General features: G+C 69.9%; 16 protein-coding genes. 10 read left to right on the top strand and 6 right to left on the bottom strand.

Going from position 1 to position 13,519, the window contains the following annotated elements:
- Positions 1-27: 27 nt before the first annotated feature.
- Genes AB0I03_RS19815 through AB0I03_RS19805 form a run of 3 tightly spaced genes read left to right on the top strand, consistent with a single transcriptional unit; the run spans position 28 to position 2,116 of the window.
- Positions 28-1,161, top strand: a complete 1,134-nt coding sequence (locus AB0I03_RS19815; protein WP_360414859.1) for a 5-(carboxyamino)imidazole ribonucleotide synthase — start codon at positions 28-30, stop codon at positions 1,159-1,161.
- Entirely contained in the window at positions 1,161-1,673 is a 513-nt protein-coding gene (gene purE / locus AB0I03_RS19810; RefSeq protein ID WP_360414857.1) for a 5-(carboxyamino)imidazole ribonucleotide mutase, read from the top strand. Before AB0I03_RS19815 ends, purE begins: the two co-directional genes overlap by 1 nt.
- Before the next feature lie 53 nt (positions 1,674-1,726).
- Positions 1,727-2,116, top strand: a complete 390-nt coding sequence (locus tag AB0I03_RS19805; RefSeq protein ID WP_360414855.1) for a Rid family hydrolase — start codon at positions 1,727-1,729, stop codon at positions 2,114-2,116.
- Positions 2,117-2,229: 113 nt separating this feature from the next.
- Here the strand turns inward: AB0I03_RS19805 and AB0I03_RS19800 are convergent, their stop codons facing one another.
- Genes AB0I03_RS19800 through AB0I03_RS19790 form a run of 3 tightly spaced genes read right to left on the bottom strand, consistent with a single transcriptional unit; the run spans position 2,230 to position 3,815 of the window.
- Positions 2,230-2,670, bottom strand: a complete 441-nt coding sequence (locus tag AB0I03_RS19800; protein ID WP_360414853.1) for a nuclear transport factor 2 family protein — start codon at positions 2,668-2,670, stop codon at positions 2,230-2,232.
- 54 nt (positions 2,671-2,724) lie between these two features.
- Positions 2,725-3,216: an HPP family protein gene (locus tag AB0I03_RS19795; RefSeq protein ID WP_360414851.1), complete on the bottom strand. Its 492-nt coding sequence runs from the start codon at positions 3,214-3,216 to the stop codon at positions 2,725-2,727.
- Between the two features lie 56 nt (positions 3,217-3,272).
- The gene (locus AB0I03_RS19790) at positions 3,273-3,815 is read right to left on the bottom strand and encodes a carboxymuconolactone decarboxylase family protein (protein WP_360414849.1); all 543 of its coding nucleotides are present in this window, start codon (positions 3,813-3,815) and stop codon (positions 3,273-3,275) included.
- Between the two features lie 111 nt (positions 3,816-3,926).
- On the opposite strand from AB0I03_RS19790, the gene AB0I03_RS19785 reads away from it, so the two are divergent.
- From AB0I03_RS19785 to AB0I03_RS19770, 4 genes are read left to right on the top strand one after another with little or no spacing between them, the layout of a single operon-like run.
- Positions 3,927-4,448 (top strand): CGNR zinc finger domain-containing protein, encoded by a 522-nt coding sequence (locus AB0I03_RS19785; protein WP_360414847.1) that lies wholly within the window; start codon positions 3,927-3,929, stop codon positions 4,446-4,448.
- Between the two features lie 13 nt (positions 4,449-4,461).
- Positions 4,462-5,043: a hypothetical protein gene (locus tag AB0I03_RS19780; protein ID WP_360414845.1), complete on the top strand. Its 582-nt coding sequence runs from the start codon at positions 4,462-4,464 to the stop codon at positions 5,041-5,043.
- On the top strand, positions 4,971-5,153 hold the full coding sequence (locus AB0I03_RS19775; protein WP_360414929.1) for a type II toxin-antitoxin system RelE/ParE family toxin: 183 nt from the start codon (positions 4,971-4,973) through the stop codon (positions 5,151-5,153). The genes AB0I03_RS19780 and AB0I03_RS19775 overlap by 73 nt, the downstream gene beginning before the upstream one ends.
- A gap of 46 nt (positions 5,154-5,199) precedes the next feature.
- Positions 5,200-5,484, top strand: a complete 285-nt coding sequence (locus AB0I03_RS19770; protein ID WP_360414843.1) for a HigA family addiction module antitoxin — start codon at positions 5,200-5,202, stop codon at positions 5,482-5,484.
- Here the strand turns inward: AB0I03_RS19770 and AB0I03_RS19765 are convergent.
- Positions 5,481-6,635 carry a class I SAM-dependent methyltransferase gene (locus AB0I03_RS19765; RefSeq protein ID WP_360414841.1) on the bottom strand — a complete coding sequence of 385 codons (1,155 nt, stop codon included), beginning with the start codon at positions 6,633-6,635 and terminating at the stop codon, positions 5,481-5,483. The genes AB0I03_RS19770 and AB0I03_RS19765 overlap by 4 nt on opposite strands.
- A gap of 228 nt (positions 6,636-6,863) precedes the next feature.
- Between AB0I03_RS19765 and groES the strand changes: the two genes are divergently transcribed.
- On the top strand, positions 6,864-7,163 hold the full coding sequence (gene groES / locus AB0I03_RS19760; protein ID WP_270118789.1) for a co-chaperone GroES: 300 nt from the start codon (positions 6,864-6,866) through the stop codon (positions 7,161-7,163).
- 89 nt (positions 7,164-7,252) lie between these two features.
- Positions 7,253-8,887, top strand: a complete 1,635-nt coding sequence (groL, locus tag AB0I03_RS19755) for a chaperonin GroEL (protein ID WP_360414838.1) — start codon at positions 7,253-7,255, stop codon at positions 8,885-8,887.
- A 292-nt stretch (positions 8,888-9,179) separates the two neighbouring features.
- Here the strand turns inward: groL and AB0I03_RS19750 are convergent, their stop codons facing one another.
- Positions 9,180-10,916: an ABC-ATPase domain-containing protein gene (locus tag AB0I03_RS19750; protein ID WP_360414836.1), complete on the bottom strand. Its 1,737-nt coding sequence runs from the start codon at positions 10,914-10,916 to the stop codon at positions 9,180-9,182.
- 189 nt (positions 10,917-11,105) lie between these two features.
- Between AB0I03_RS19750 and AB0I03_RS19745 the strand changes: the two genes are divergently transcribed.
- Positions 11,106-11,726, top strand: coding sequence for a response regulator transcription factor (locus AB0I03_RS19745; RefSeq protein ID WP_112135091.1), 621 nt, complete (start codon positions 11,106-11,108; stop codon positions 11,724-11,726).
- A 510-nt stretch (positions 11,727-12,236) separates the two neighbouring features.
- Here the strand turns inward: AB0I03_RS19745 and AB0I03_RS19740 are convergent.
- The gene (locus AB0I03_RS19740) at positions 12,237-13,364 is read right to left on the bottom strand and encodes an amidase (protein ID WP_360414834.1); all 1,128 of its coding nucleotides are present in this window, start codon (positions 13,362-13,364) and stop codon (positions 12,237-12,239) included.
- Positions 13,365-13,519: the final 155 nt, after the last annotated feature.

Below are 13,519 nucleotides of genomic sequence, written 5' to 3'. Positions count from 1 at the left end.
AGGTGGAGCGCGGGTTAGGCTCAGGCCGTGGACGCCGCGACGCAACTTCCGACGGTGGGCATGATCGGCGCCGGTCAGCTCGCCCGCATGACCCATCAGGCCGCCATCGCCCTCGGGCAGAGCCTCAAAGTGCTCGCCGGGGACCCGGCCGAGAGCGCCGCGGTCGTCACCCCCGCGACCGTGTTCGGCGACTACCGCAACGTCGACGACCTCCGCGCCTTCGCCAAGGGCTGCACCGTGATCACCTTCGACCACGAGCACGTCCCGCAGGACGCCCTCCGCGCCCTCACCGCCGAAGGCGTCGAAGTCCAGCCCCGCCCCGAGGCCCTGCTCTACGCCCAGGACAAGCAGGCCATGCGGACCCGCCTCGCCGCCCTCGGCCTGCCCCAGCCCCGCTGGGCCCCCGTCGACTCCATCTCCGACGTCGAGGCCTTCGGCCTCCCCTGCGTCCTCAAAGCCGCCACCGGCGGCTACGACGGCAAGGGCGTGTGGATGATCGACACGCCCGCCGACGCGCAGGCCGTCCTCGCCTCCGGCATCCGCCTCATCGCCGAGGAGCGCATGGCCCTCCAGCGCGAACTCGCGGTCCAGATCGCCCGCTCCCCGCGCGGCGAGACCGCGGTCTACCCGGTCGTCGAGACCGTCCAGACCGGCGGCATCTGCACTGAGGTCATCGCCCCCGCCCCGCACCTGAACGACGAGACCGCCTTCGAGGCCCGCCGTATCGCCGAAGCGGTCGCCAAGGACCTCGACGTGTGCGGCATGCTCGCCGTCGAACTCTTCCAGACCTCGCACGGCCTCTTCGTCAACGAGCTCGCCATGCGGGCCCACAACTCCGGCCACTGGACCATCGAGGGCGCGCGCACCAGCCAGTTCGAGCAGCACCTCCGCGCCGTCCTGGACTACCCGCTCGGCTCCACCGAGACCGCCGCGCCGTACACCGTGATGGCCAACGTCCTCGGCGGCGCCCCCGGCGGCCCGCGCATCGACGAACGCCTCCAGCACCTCCTCGCCGAGGACCCGGGCGCGCACGTCCACCTCTACGGCAAGGCCGTGCGGCCCGGCCGCAAGATCGGCCACGTCACCGTCTGCGGCGACGACCCCGACACGCTGCGGCGCCGCGCCCTGCGGGCCGCGAAATGGCTCCAGGAAGGCGAGTAATGGCAGCACAGCACCCCCGGGTCGGCGTCATCATGGGCTCCGACTCCGACTGGCCCACCATGGAACCGGCCACCGAAGTCCTCACCGAGTTCGGCGTCCCCTTCGAGGTCCGCGTCGTCTCCGCCCACCGCACCCCCCACGGCATGCTCAGCTACGCCGACTCGGCCGCCTCCCGCGGCCTCCAGGTGATCATCGCCGGCGCCGGCGGCGCCGCGCACCTCCCCGGCATGGTCGCCTCCGCGACGCCGTTGCCCGTGGTCGGCGTCCCCGTCCCGCTCAAATACCTCGACGGCATGGACTCCCTCATGTCCATCGTCCAGATGCCCGCCGGCATCCCCGTCGCCACCGTCTCCATCGCCGGGGCCAAGAACGCCGGCCTCCTCGCGCTCCGCATCCTCGGCTCCGCCGACGAAGCCCTGCGCGCCAAGCTCTCGGACTACCAGGTCGACCTCGAGCGCATGGTCACCGAGAAGGACGCCAACCTCCGCTACCGCCTCGCCCACCCCGAGTAGCAGGTCTCGTAAAACGGGTTTCCGCCCAACGGCGCCGGCCATAGACTCGCGTTGTGTCTGACGCTGAACTGCACCCCACCGGGGGATACGAGCATGTGACCGTGGTCGAGGCCGGGCGGCTCGCGATGCTCGCCGGCCAGTGCCCCGTCGACGGCGACCAGCAGGTGGTCGGCATCGGGGACCTCGACGCCCAGATCGACCAGACCGCCGCGAACTGCCTCGCCGCACTGGCCTCGGTCGGCGCCGGAGCCGACGACGTCGTCCGCTCCGTGGTCTACGTCGTGAGTGCCGACAGCGCGGTGGTCGGCGCCGCCTGGCACCGGTTCTCCGAGCAGACCGAACTCGGCCCCGCCTTCAAGGCCGCGAGCACCGTCGTCGGCGTGACCGCGCTCGGCTACCCCGGCCAGCTCGTCGAGGTCGACCTCACCGCCCGGCTTCCCTGACCTTCCCAAGACTCCGATCAGGACGCGGCGAAGGCCGGGAACCGCTCGTGGCGGTGCCCGGCCTTGCTTGCGTATGCCCGCTCCTGGCGAGCACGTCTTGCTCGGCCCGCGGCTCAACGCTCGCTGTCGGGGCGACGGCCGAAGATCCGGCGGTCCGTCTCCGCGATCGCCAGGTCGTTGATGCTCGCTTCGCGGCGGCGCATCAGCCCCTCAGCGGTGAACTCCCACATCTCGTTGCCGTGGCTGCGCCACCACTGGCCTTCGTCGTCGTGCCACTCGTACTGGAACGTCACCGCGATCCGGTCCTCAGTGAACGCCCACAGCTGCTTCCGCAGCGCGTACTCGTGCTCCCGCGCCCACTTCGCGGTGAGGAACCGCTTGATCTCCTCGCGGCCTGTCAGGAACTGAGAACGGTTGCGCCACACTGAATCCGGCGTGTACGCGAGCGCCACGCGCTCGGGGTCGCGAGTGTTCCAGCCGTCCTCGGCGGCCTGCACTTTGGCGGCGGCGGACTCGGCGGTGAACGGCGGCAGCGGGGGACGGGTCTCTGACATGACGTAATCCTTTCTGGACGGCGCTCGGGGGAGCGCCGTGCGTCTACGGGAGGGTCACCACCACTGCGTCGGATACCGGTGCGCGGGAAGCACTCTGCCCAGCGCCCAGCCGACGAGCACCGTGGCGGCGCTGGCGAGGAGGATCGGATCGAGGAGGAACCACACGGACGGGCCGGACGCGCCGATGATCGCGGCGGTCGCCGTCGCGGGCGGGTGCGGGGCCTTCAGCAGCAGCATCGGCGCGGTCGTCAGCCCCGCCGCGATCGCGGCCGTCCAGAGCGACGGCCCGAGGACCGCGACCGCGGCCAGGCCCACGACTCCCGCGCTGAGCTGCCCGAGCAGCATCGCGCGGGGCTGCACGAACGGCGCTTGCGGCGCGATCGCGATGATCCCCATCGCCGCCACCCACGGCAGCGCGAACATCGCCGCGCTGGTGGCGGCCTGGAGCGCGGCGAGCGCGAGCAGTCCGGTCGTCCCGGCGATCGTCGGCACGGCCACCTTTGCCCAAGCGGGCCTGGCAGTCTGGGATTTCAAAAGGACGGTCATGGGGGGTGCTCCATTGTGCTTTCGGCGACCCGGAAGGACCGGGCCGCCGTCAGTCCCTAGAGGTCGTGCCGGACGACCGGCCAGTCGATGTCGGTGTCGGCGGTCTTGTTGAAGTAGTTGGTGAAGACCTGGAGCGCGACGTTGGCGACCACTTCCGCGATCTCCGCGTCGCTCAGACCCGCATCGCGGGCGGCCTTGAGGTCGGCGTCCTCGACGCCGCCCTTCGCGCGCAGCACTGCGCTCGCGAACGCCAGGGCCGCGGCGAACTTCGGGTCCTCGGCTTCACCGCGGCGCGCGGCCGCGATCTGGTCGGCGTCGAGCTTGGCGACGTGCTCGCCGAGGTAGGTGTGCGCCGAGAGGCAGTAGTCGCAGCCGTTCTCCTGCGCCACGAGCAGCGCCAGGCGCTCGCGTAGCGGCGCGGGGAGCACGCCGGCGGCGAGTGCGCCGGAGAAGCCGAGGTAGGCCTTGAGGACGGCGGGGCTGTTGACCATCGCCTTGGTCATGTTCGGGGTGACGCCGAGGGCCTTCTGGACGCCGGCGAGGAGGTCGGCGGCTTCGCCGGTGGCGGTTTCGGCCTGGATCAAGGGGAGGCGTGACATGGTTGGTGCCCTCCGTGTTTAACCGTCTAACTTTGTTTAGCCGGTTTGGTAGTGAGAACACTAGCGACCCGTCAAACCGCCTACAAGAGTTTTGGTGGTTATAATTGAGAGATGACCGTCACGCGCCCGCTCATGGGAGAACCCCTGCCGCTCGACCTGCTCGACACCGTCTGGATGGAGAACGGCTCCCTCCGCGACGTCTTCGACACCCCCGGGGCACTAGAGGGCTGGCTCGCCGAGCACGAGTTCTCCGTCGACGCCCCTGCGCGGGAAGTGCGCGAACACCTCACCGAGGCCCGCGAGTCGATCCGCGCCTTCCTCGCGAAGGAAGACGACGGCGAGGCGCGGCTGAACGCGGTCCTCGCACACGGGACCCGCAACCCCCGCCTGGTCGACGGCCGACCGGCGATCGAGGACTCGGTCGACGGCCCCGCCCACCTCCCCGGCTGGAAGTGCGCCGTCGAGCTCCTGGACCTCCTCGAGCGCAAGGGAGATCGCATCCGCAAGTGCGCCAACCACGAATGCGTCCTCTGGTACCTCGACACCACCCGCAACGGCAGCCGCCGCTGGCACTCCATGGAGACCTGCGGGAACAGGGCAAAAGCCAAACGCTTCCAAGACCGCCACGCCTGAGAGGACACCGCCAATGGGCAACGAACCGAACGATGCCGCGCCTGCGCTTGGGCGTCAGAACCTGCGCGAGTTGATCGACGACCACATCCGAACGCACGGCGCGTTCACCGACGCCGAGCTTGCAGAAGGGCGGGCCGCGCTTTACGGCGTTGGAGAGGCGGCCGCAGTCGCGGCAGGCGCTGCGGGCGAGAAGTCAACGAGGCAGGCGCTGGATGACTTTCTGGCCCTCGCGGACCAGGTCTCGAAGACTGCGGTGTTCTCGAATGTCGACGCCTCGGGCAGCGCGGAACCGATTGCGGTGACGGCAAAGGCTTGGGAAGGCGGCTGGGAGCTTCACATCGAGGGTGTCGGGGTTACGCAATCTGCGGGGGTATCGGACGCCGAGGCGACGGTGCGGGACTACCTGAACCTCGACGGGCTCGACCGCGACGCGCCGCTTGACATCACCTTCGAGTTCCGCGGACGCCACACTACCGGTCGCCGAGGTTCGACGACACCACGCAGCGCGTCGCGCTCAAGAAGCTGGTCATGCTCGATGCAGCCGAGACGATCGAGGATCTGCGGGTGCCGCCCGGCAACCGCCTTGAGAAGCTGAAGGGCGACCGAGGAGGACAGCACAGCATCCGAGTTAACCAGCAATGGCGGGTCTGCTTTCGCTGGACGGATGCCGGTCCGGAGGAGGTAGAGATCGTTGACTATCACTAGATTGAGGTTGAAGCGACACGGGAAGGGGAGACCGATGGAATCTTTGATGCCGCCGATTCACCCGGGAGAGATCCTTGCTGAGGAGTTCCTGGAGCCGCTTCGCGTCTCGCAGTACCGCCTCGCTAAGGAGATTGGGGTCTCGCCTCGGCGGATCAACGAGATCGTGCACGGCAAACGGAGTATCACTCCTGGCACCGCCTTGCGGCTCGCGCGGTACTTCGGCACCTCCGACCGGTTCTGGATGAACCTTCAGAACCGCTACGACCTTGAGGTCGAGCGCGAACGGCTCGGCAACGACCTTCGCCAGATCAAGCCGTTCGCTGCCGCCTAGACCTCTGCGCAGAGGATTGCCGCATGGGCGTTGCCTAGCCGCGTGAGCACCAGCGTCGCTTCGTTGCCGCCCTTGAGCTTTAGCTGCTTTCGCAGGGCGGCCGGGTCGATTCCTGTTCCTCTTTGCTTGATCGTCAGGCGGCCGATGCCGCGCTCCGCCAGCAGCGCCTTGAGCTTCTTGGGGTGGAGGGGCCAGACCTCCTCCACCTTCCAGGCCCTCGCGAACGGGGTTTCGACAAGCCGATCGCTGTACAGGTACGCGATGGTCTCGTTCGCCGTGTGGGCTTCCAACTGCTCCGCCAATTCGGCGACCAGTCCCGCCCGGATCACCGCGCCGTCAGGCTCGTACAGGTACGCCGCGACCTCGCCCACCGGTGCCTGCACTTGACCGCTGCCCGTCAGCTCGTGCCACTCGCCCGCCTTGCACAAACTCGCTCTGCGCGGCACCTCGGCCGCCTCGCCCAGCCACAGGCAGGCCTCGACCACGTCCCGGTCCACCGAGACCCATTCCGCCTCGGCCCCTTCGGGAATCCACTCGTGGCTGATGCCCGGGCCGAGCTTCAGCGCGGCGAACCTGGTCTTCGACATGCGGGCCAGCAGCTCATTCAGCGGCGGCGAGTACTCGGCCGGGTTGAAGTGCCGTCCGGCCCCGGACCGGCGTGCGGGGTCTGCGAATGTCGACTCCAGCAGGGGAGTGCTCAGCGCGTCGCCGACCTCGATCGTGACGGCCAGACCCGCGGCCCCCGCGTTCGCCCTCGCATACTCAGCCGTCGCCTCGCTCAAGTCCACGGCCTCGACCCGCAGGCCCGCCTCCGCGAACGCCAGTGCCTCCGTCCCGAGCCCGCAGCACAGGTCCGTCACGGCCTCCGCGTGGCGCGCGAACCGCGCCGCCCGCCGCTCCGCGACGACCCAGCGGGTGGCCTGCTCCAGGCCGGCCCGCGTGAAGTAGAGGTTCGCCGCGCGTTCGCCGAATTTTCTTCGGGCCTTCTCCCGGAGCTCCGCGAGCGTCAGGGCCGCCGCCGCGAGGTCGGGTTCGACGCCGGCCTTTCGCAAGGTCAGCGGTGCCCGGTCGCCGTCGCTGCGCAGGGCTTCGGCCGCTTGCGTCTGGAGTTCAGGGCGGGCCTTGAGGGCGGCGAGCAGGCTGGTGTCCACGTGCCTCATGGTATGACGTTGGAGACCCGGTGTTGACGGTCCCCACCTGGGCGAACTAACTTACGCCTTAGCACTCGCAGACCGAGATTGCTAAGCGCTATGATCGGCTTGGCACTCTCGCCTCGAGAGTGCCAACAGCCACGGGCCGGTGCCTCGGCACCCGCGACGACGAGACCCGCGCCGTCGTGGCGTACATCCGTATTGAACACGCAGGTTTGGAGAAACCAAGTGAGCAAGGCTGCCATCAAGCCGCTGGGCGACCGCATCGTGGTCCAGGCGAACGAGGCCGAGACCACCACCGCCTCTGGTCTGGTCATTCCCGACACCGCCAAGGAGAAGCCCCAGGAGGGCACCGTTCTGGCCGTGGGCCCGGGCGCCTTCGACGACAAGGGCAACCGCCTCCCGATCGACGTGAAGGTCGGCGACGTGGTCATCTACTCCAAGTACGGCGGGACCGAGGTCAAGTACAACGGCGAGGAATACCTCGTCCTGTCCTCGCGCGACGTCCTCGCGGTCGTCGAGAACTAGCACGCCTGGGGGCCCGCAGCGGCGATGCTTGCGATTCGCAAGTGCGCACAGCTGAGGGCCCTTTCGTGCATTAGGAAGGGACAACACCCATGCCGAAGATTCTCAACTTCGCCGAGGACGCGAGGCACAACCTGCTGAGCGGTATCGACCAGCTCGCCGACACCGTCAAGGTCACGCTCGGCCCGAAAGGCCGCAACGTCGTCCTCCAGCGCTCCTTCGGTGCGCCGCTGATCACCAACGACGGCGTGACCATCGCCAAGGAGATCGAGCTCGCCGACCCGTACGCCAACCTCGGCGCGCAGCTGGTGAAGGAGGTCGCGACCAAGACGAACGACGTCGCGGGCGACGGCACCACCACTGCGACCGTGCTGGCGCAGAAGATGTCCCGCGCGGGCATCAAGGCGGTCACGGCCGGGGCGAACCCGATCGCGATCCGCAAGGGCATCGAGGCCGCGGCGAACGCCGTGTCCGAGGAGCTGCTCCGCCAAGCCATCGAGATCTCCAGCCACGAGAACATCGCGCAGGTCGCGGCGGTCTCGGCGCAGGACCCGGAGATCGGCGAGCTCATCGCGAAGGCGATGGACGCGGTCGGCGCCGAAGGCGTCATCTCCGTCGAGGACGGCTCCAGCCTGGAGACCGTGCTCGAGGTGACCGAGGGCATGCAGTTCGACAAGGGCTTCATCTCGCCGAACTTCATCACCGACCAGGACTCGCGCCAGACGGTCTTCGAGGACCCCTACATCCTCATCACCAACTCCAAGGTCGGCTCCATCGAGGAGCTGCTGCCGGTGCTGGAGCGGGTCGTCGAGACCTCGAAGCCGCTGCTGATCATCGCCGAGGACGTCGAGGGCCAGGCCCTCGCGACCCTGACGGTGAACGCCCTGCGCGGCACGCTGCGCGTGTGCGCCGTCAAGGCTCCGGCCTTCGGCGACCGCCGCAAGGCGATCCTGGGCGACATCGCGGCCCTCACGGGCGCCGAGGTCATCTCTTCCGAGGTGGGTCTCGAGCTCAAGGCCGCCGACCTGTCGCACTTGGGCCGGGCCCGCCGCGTCACCGTCTCCAAGGACGCCACCACGATCGTGGACGGCGCCGGGGAGCGGGAGACGGTCGACGCCCGCATCGCGCAGATCAAGCAGCAGGCCTCCACGACCGAGTCGTCCTGGGACCGCGAGAAGCTCGAAGAGCGCCTCGCGAAGCTCTCGGGCGGCGTGGCCGTGATCCAGGTCGGCGCGGCCACCGAGGTCGAGCTGAAGGAGCGCAAGCACCGCATCGAGGACGCGGTCAACGCGACCAAGGCCGCGGTCGAGGAGGGCATCGTCGCCGGCGGCGGCGCGGCCCTGGTGCACGCGATCGCGATCCTCGAGAAGATCGAGCTGGACGACCCGGAGGCCCGCGTGGGCCTCAAGATCGTCGCCGAGTCGCTGTCCGAGCCGCTGCGCCGCATCGCGATCAACGCCGGCGAGTCCGGCGACGTGATCGTGAACGGCGTCGACGGCAAGGGCTGGCGCGAGGGCTGGAACGCCGCCACCGGCGAGTACGAGGACCTGGTCGCGGCCGGGATCATCGACCCGGTGAAGGTCACCCGCAACGCGCTGCTCAACGCCGGTTCGATCGTCGGCATGCTGCTGACGACCGAGGTCACGATCGTCGACAAGCCCGAAGAGGAAGAGGAGGCCGGTCACGGCCACTCGCACTCCCACGGCGGGCACAGCCACTCGCACTAGCGAGGGCCGATCCCCCACGGGTACCGCACGACAGCAAGGCCGCCGACGAAGTCGGCGGCCTTGCTCCGTCTCCGGGTCGCTGGTTTAGCCGCAGGTCGATCGGGGGGTCGGAACCCCAAGTGTCAACATCCCGACAGTTAGTCGCACAACTGTCGGGAAACCGATAGAGTTCAAGTGCCTTCGCGGCCTTTGGGGATCGGAGCCGCGAAGGCACTTTTATACCTGCAATCGGGTGGTTCGCCCCAGCCTCGAACAAGGCCCGCCGTACGCCTCGATGCGATTGCGCCGCAAGTCATTCGCCGCTCTGGCGCACCCGCAGCTCCCGCATCCGGTTGAGCGTCGCGGCCACCTCGTACCGCCGCGGCACCGCCACGTCGATGTCGCGGATCCGCAGCAGCTCCGCCGCGCCGCCGGCGTCCAACGCCTCGTCCAGGCGATCCAAAGCCGCCGCCATCGTGGCCTCGCCGTCAATCCAGCCCTGCTGCACGGCCGCCTCGATCGCCAGGCCGATCCCGGTCGTCATCGCCGGGTCGGTGATCTGCTCCACCGAGCGCACGTCCACATCGGACTCGCCGAACCGCAGCCCGTCCGTGCCTCCGGCCTTGATCTTCTGCTTCCCGCGCGACTCGGACGACACCGACTGCGGGTCGATCACCCGCGCCCGCGGCATCCGGAACCCCTCGGCCTCGACCCGCCGCCCGGTCGGCTTGGCCGCCAGGGCCTTCGCCCGCTCCGTCACGTCCTCCGGCCGGTACGCGTCCATGAGGATCACCCGATCGGCGACGTCCATGTAGTCGCCCGAGCCGCCCATGACGAGGATCGTCGCCACCGCGTGCTCGTCGGCCATCGACCGCACGAGGTCCACCAGCGGCGTGAGCGGTTCGCGGTCCTTCGCCACGAGCTCCTGCATCCGCGCGTCACGGATCATCAGGTTCGTCGCGGCCGTGTCCTCGTCGATCAGCAGCGCCTTCGCGCCCGCCTCGAGCGCCTCCACGATCGCGGCCGCCTGCGAGGTCGACCCCGACGCGTTCTCGGTCGTGAAATGCCTCGTGTCGTCCCCGCTCGGCAAATGGTCGACGAACGCGTGCACGTCGACGCCCGTCACCGCGCGCCCGTCCTCGGCCCGGATCTTCACCGCCGACCGGTCCGCGACCACGAACTCCCGCCCGTCGCCCGGAATGTGGTCCCACACCCCGGACTCCAAGGCCCGCAGCAGGGTCGACTTGCCGTGGAACCCGCCGCCGACGATCAGCGTCACTCCCGGACCGATCCCCATGCCGCGCACGACCCCCGCGTGCGGCAGCTCGAACTCGACCGCCATCGACTCCGGGCTCGCGAACGGCACCCCCGCTTCCAGCGGCCTGTCGTCCACACCCGAGCGCCGGGCGAGCATAGACCCGTCCGCCACGAACGCCACCAGTCCCGAGGCCGCCACGGCCTCCCTGAGGGCCTTCACGTCGTCGGCGTGGCGCGTCCACACCAGCACGTCCGCTTCGCTCACCGAGAGCGCCTCGTCGGCCGCGTCAGGCAGGACCTCGCACAGCAGCCGCGCGGCCTGCCGGCCCGCGATCCGCCGCCCGTGCCCGGGGAACTGCGCGCCGAGCCGGAACACCACCGACCCGTCCGCGCCCACGGTGCACGAGGCCCGCCGCAGGATCTCCTGCCCGCCCCCGTCGATCCGCAGGTCCCTTGTCGTGCAAGCCCTCCGCAGCCGCTTGGCCAGCAGCACCGCCAGCGCGTCCCGCCGCTCCGGCGTCGCGTACCAGTCCGACGCCAGGTCAGCGGCCTCGGCGTCGAACTCGAGCGCCACCCGGCTCGGCGGCGCGTACGGGTCCGACTGGACTCTGGAAATGTCCAGAATCGCCGGTCCTGCCCACCATTTGCCACGCAAGGATTTATATCGGCCGTAACTCGTACCTTCCAGGGCCGTTAGTTCGTTAGACAAGTCATGGCGAGGTGGATGTGAACGATGGTCACCAAAATCGCGGGACTCGGCTCGGTACGGTCGTCCGCCTCTTCGCTGTGTCATGCCCCCAGTTTCCCACCCGGGTCGGGGATCTCGCGGCAAGCGAACCCGAACACCATGCGTCCACGCCCCGCCCCGGTATCCGCGAAAAGTCACTCGAAAAATCCGCGCGAACTCGCGTCATGGCGGCGGACCGCCTGCGTGCTGGTAACAGAGACACGCACGGCCTACCGCAGCGAAAGGTAGAACAAAGTGAGAACCGTACTGGTCTGTGTTAAGACTCCTCAAGCCGGACAGAAGATCTCGGCCTGCGCGACCCGCATGGGCTTGGCGCAGGCGGTCAAGTCGGTCGAGGGCTCTCCCGAGCTGTTCCTCGAACTCGGGCGCCGCCAAGTGGACGTGGTGCTGGTCGACGTGGCCTTGGCCGCGCCCGACCCGGTCAAGTTCGTCAAGACCGTCCGCGCCCGCTCGCCCCGGACAGGAGTCCTCCTGTCCGGCGCGGCCGATCCGCGCACGGCGGCCATGGTGGTCGCCGCCGGCGCCCGGGGTGTCATCCGCACCCCGTCCAACAACTCCGACGACCTGCTGGTCGCGCTGGCGCAGGCGATCATGTTCGCCTCGCCGACGCTGCAGCGCGTCACGGAAGCCGTGCCGCGGCAGCGCTCGACGCTGCAGGGCATGAAGCTCACCGAACGCGAACTCCAGGTCCTGCGGGGCATGAGCGAAGGGAAGTCCAACGCGGAGATCGGGCGCGACCTGTTCGTCTCCGAAGACACCGTCAAGACCCACGCGCGGCGCATGTTCCGCAAGCTGGGCGCCCGCGACCGGGCCCACGCGGTGGCCGAGGCCTTCCGTTCGGGTCTCGTCTGCTGACCATCCACTAGTGACGAACGCGTCCCGACTGGCAGGAACGGACGCGCCGTCCCCCGGAACGACACGCGCGCAGCGGACGCCGCGGTGACCGGCAGGGTCACGCACGGCGATCCGGCGAAGCGCACCTGACACGAGCAGTAGAGCAGCACGCGCTTTCTCAAGCAGCACAAGCGAACGGTGACAGACGGGACCGAGGGATCCGCGGGGTTAGGGGCGGTGAAACGCCCCCTAAGGGGCCCCGCGGCACGGCCCTCGACCCGGTCCGCCGGCACCGGTCCGTGCGACCCGGTGGTCTCAGGAGGCCGTCGCCACAGGGGAGCCGCCACCGCCGTCCGGATCGTTATCGGCCGCTTGAGGCACGGGACGCCCATCGTCCCGGCCGAGCACGAAAGCCTTGACGATCGCCTTGCGCGAGACGACGACTCGGCCCATCACGAACGGGCCGGGCCGTTGCCTCGCGCGGCGATCGCCCTGACCCGGTGGCACCGCCAGTGCCCGCGTCGTCAGCGATCAGGCCAGTTCCAGCAGCCGTTCGTCGCCGCCCGGGGCGGCCACGAGCTGGAGGCCCACCGGCAGACCGTCGACCGTGCCCGCCGGTACCGCAAGACCCGGTGCGCCTGAGAGTCCCGCGATGCACGTCAAGCGCACGATCGCCTCGCGGTTCGGCGAGTCGCCGATCGTGAACGCCGGTCCCGGCGCGGCCGGGATCGCCAGTGCCGTGCCCTGCGGCAGCCGGTCCCGGACCAGTGCCGTCACACCGCTGCGGACCCGCTGCGCCGCAGCGATGTCCGCGCTGTCGAGCTTCGCCGCGTTCGCGAACCGCGCCGCCACGCCCGGCCCGAACACCGGGTCGTTCGCCTCGATCCATGCGCCGTGCGTCTGCCACGCCTCCCAGGCCTGCAGCGTCGCGTATGCGACCCGGGCGGTCTCCAGCGGTGTCGCGTCGGTGCTCTCGGCGAACAGCGGCCCGCGGTCGATCACCAGCCCCAGCTCCTCGACCTTCGGCAGCACGGCCTCCCGCGTCGCTTCCGGGATCTCCGCCCAGATGTCGTGCGGCACCAGCAGTCTCGTGATCGGCCCGGCCTCCGGCGTCCCCTCCAGCAGCAGGCCCATCGCGAGCCGCAGCGTCGCCGCGTCCCGCGTGAGGACCCCGGCCGTGTCGAACGACGGCGCGAGCGGCACCGCGCCCTCCAGGCTCACCCGCCCGTGCGTGGGCCGCAGTCCGTACAGGCCGCAGTAGGACGCGGGGACGCGGATGGAACCGCCGGTGTCCGTGCCCAGCCCGATGTCAGCGCGTCCCGACGCGACCGCCGAAGCGGAGCCCGACGACGACCCGCCCGGCACCCGGCCCGGCGCGGTGGGGTTCTCCGGGGTGCCGTAGTGCGCGTTGGTGCCGTTCAGGCTCCACGCCAGCTCATCGGTGATCGTCTTTCCGACGACCCTCGCGCCCGCCTCGCGCAGGAGCGCGACCGCCTTCGCGTCGGCGCTCGGCACCTCGTGGGTCTCGAGCCAGCGGGGGTTCCCTGCGCCCGTCGGGACGCCGGCGAGATCGAACAGGTCCTTCACCGCCAAGCGCAGGCCCGCAAGGGGCCCTTCGCGTCCGGCGTCCTCGATGGTCCTGATGAACGGGTCGGTCAAGGTCCAGCTCCTTCGGCAGTGGGCGTCGCGCCCGGTCGTGCCCCAGTGTTCCGCAGCCTCGGCGAACGGCCCGCCGAGGGCCGCGGCGAGCCGGCGTGTCGCTCAGTCCGACGTCGCCGACTTGGCGGCTTCGGTCTCTGAGCGGCTGCGCGGCG

It is taken from the genome of Glycomyces sp. NPDC021274, assembly GCF_040641195.1.
In the GTDB taxonomy this organism is placed as follows: domain Bacteria; phylum Actinomycetota; class Actinomycetes; order Mycobacteriales; family Micromonosporaceae; genus Glycomyces.
The sequence above is the reverse complement of the archived record's forward strand: the minus strand, read 5'-3'. Positions and strand labels throughout refer to the sequence as shown.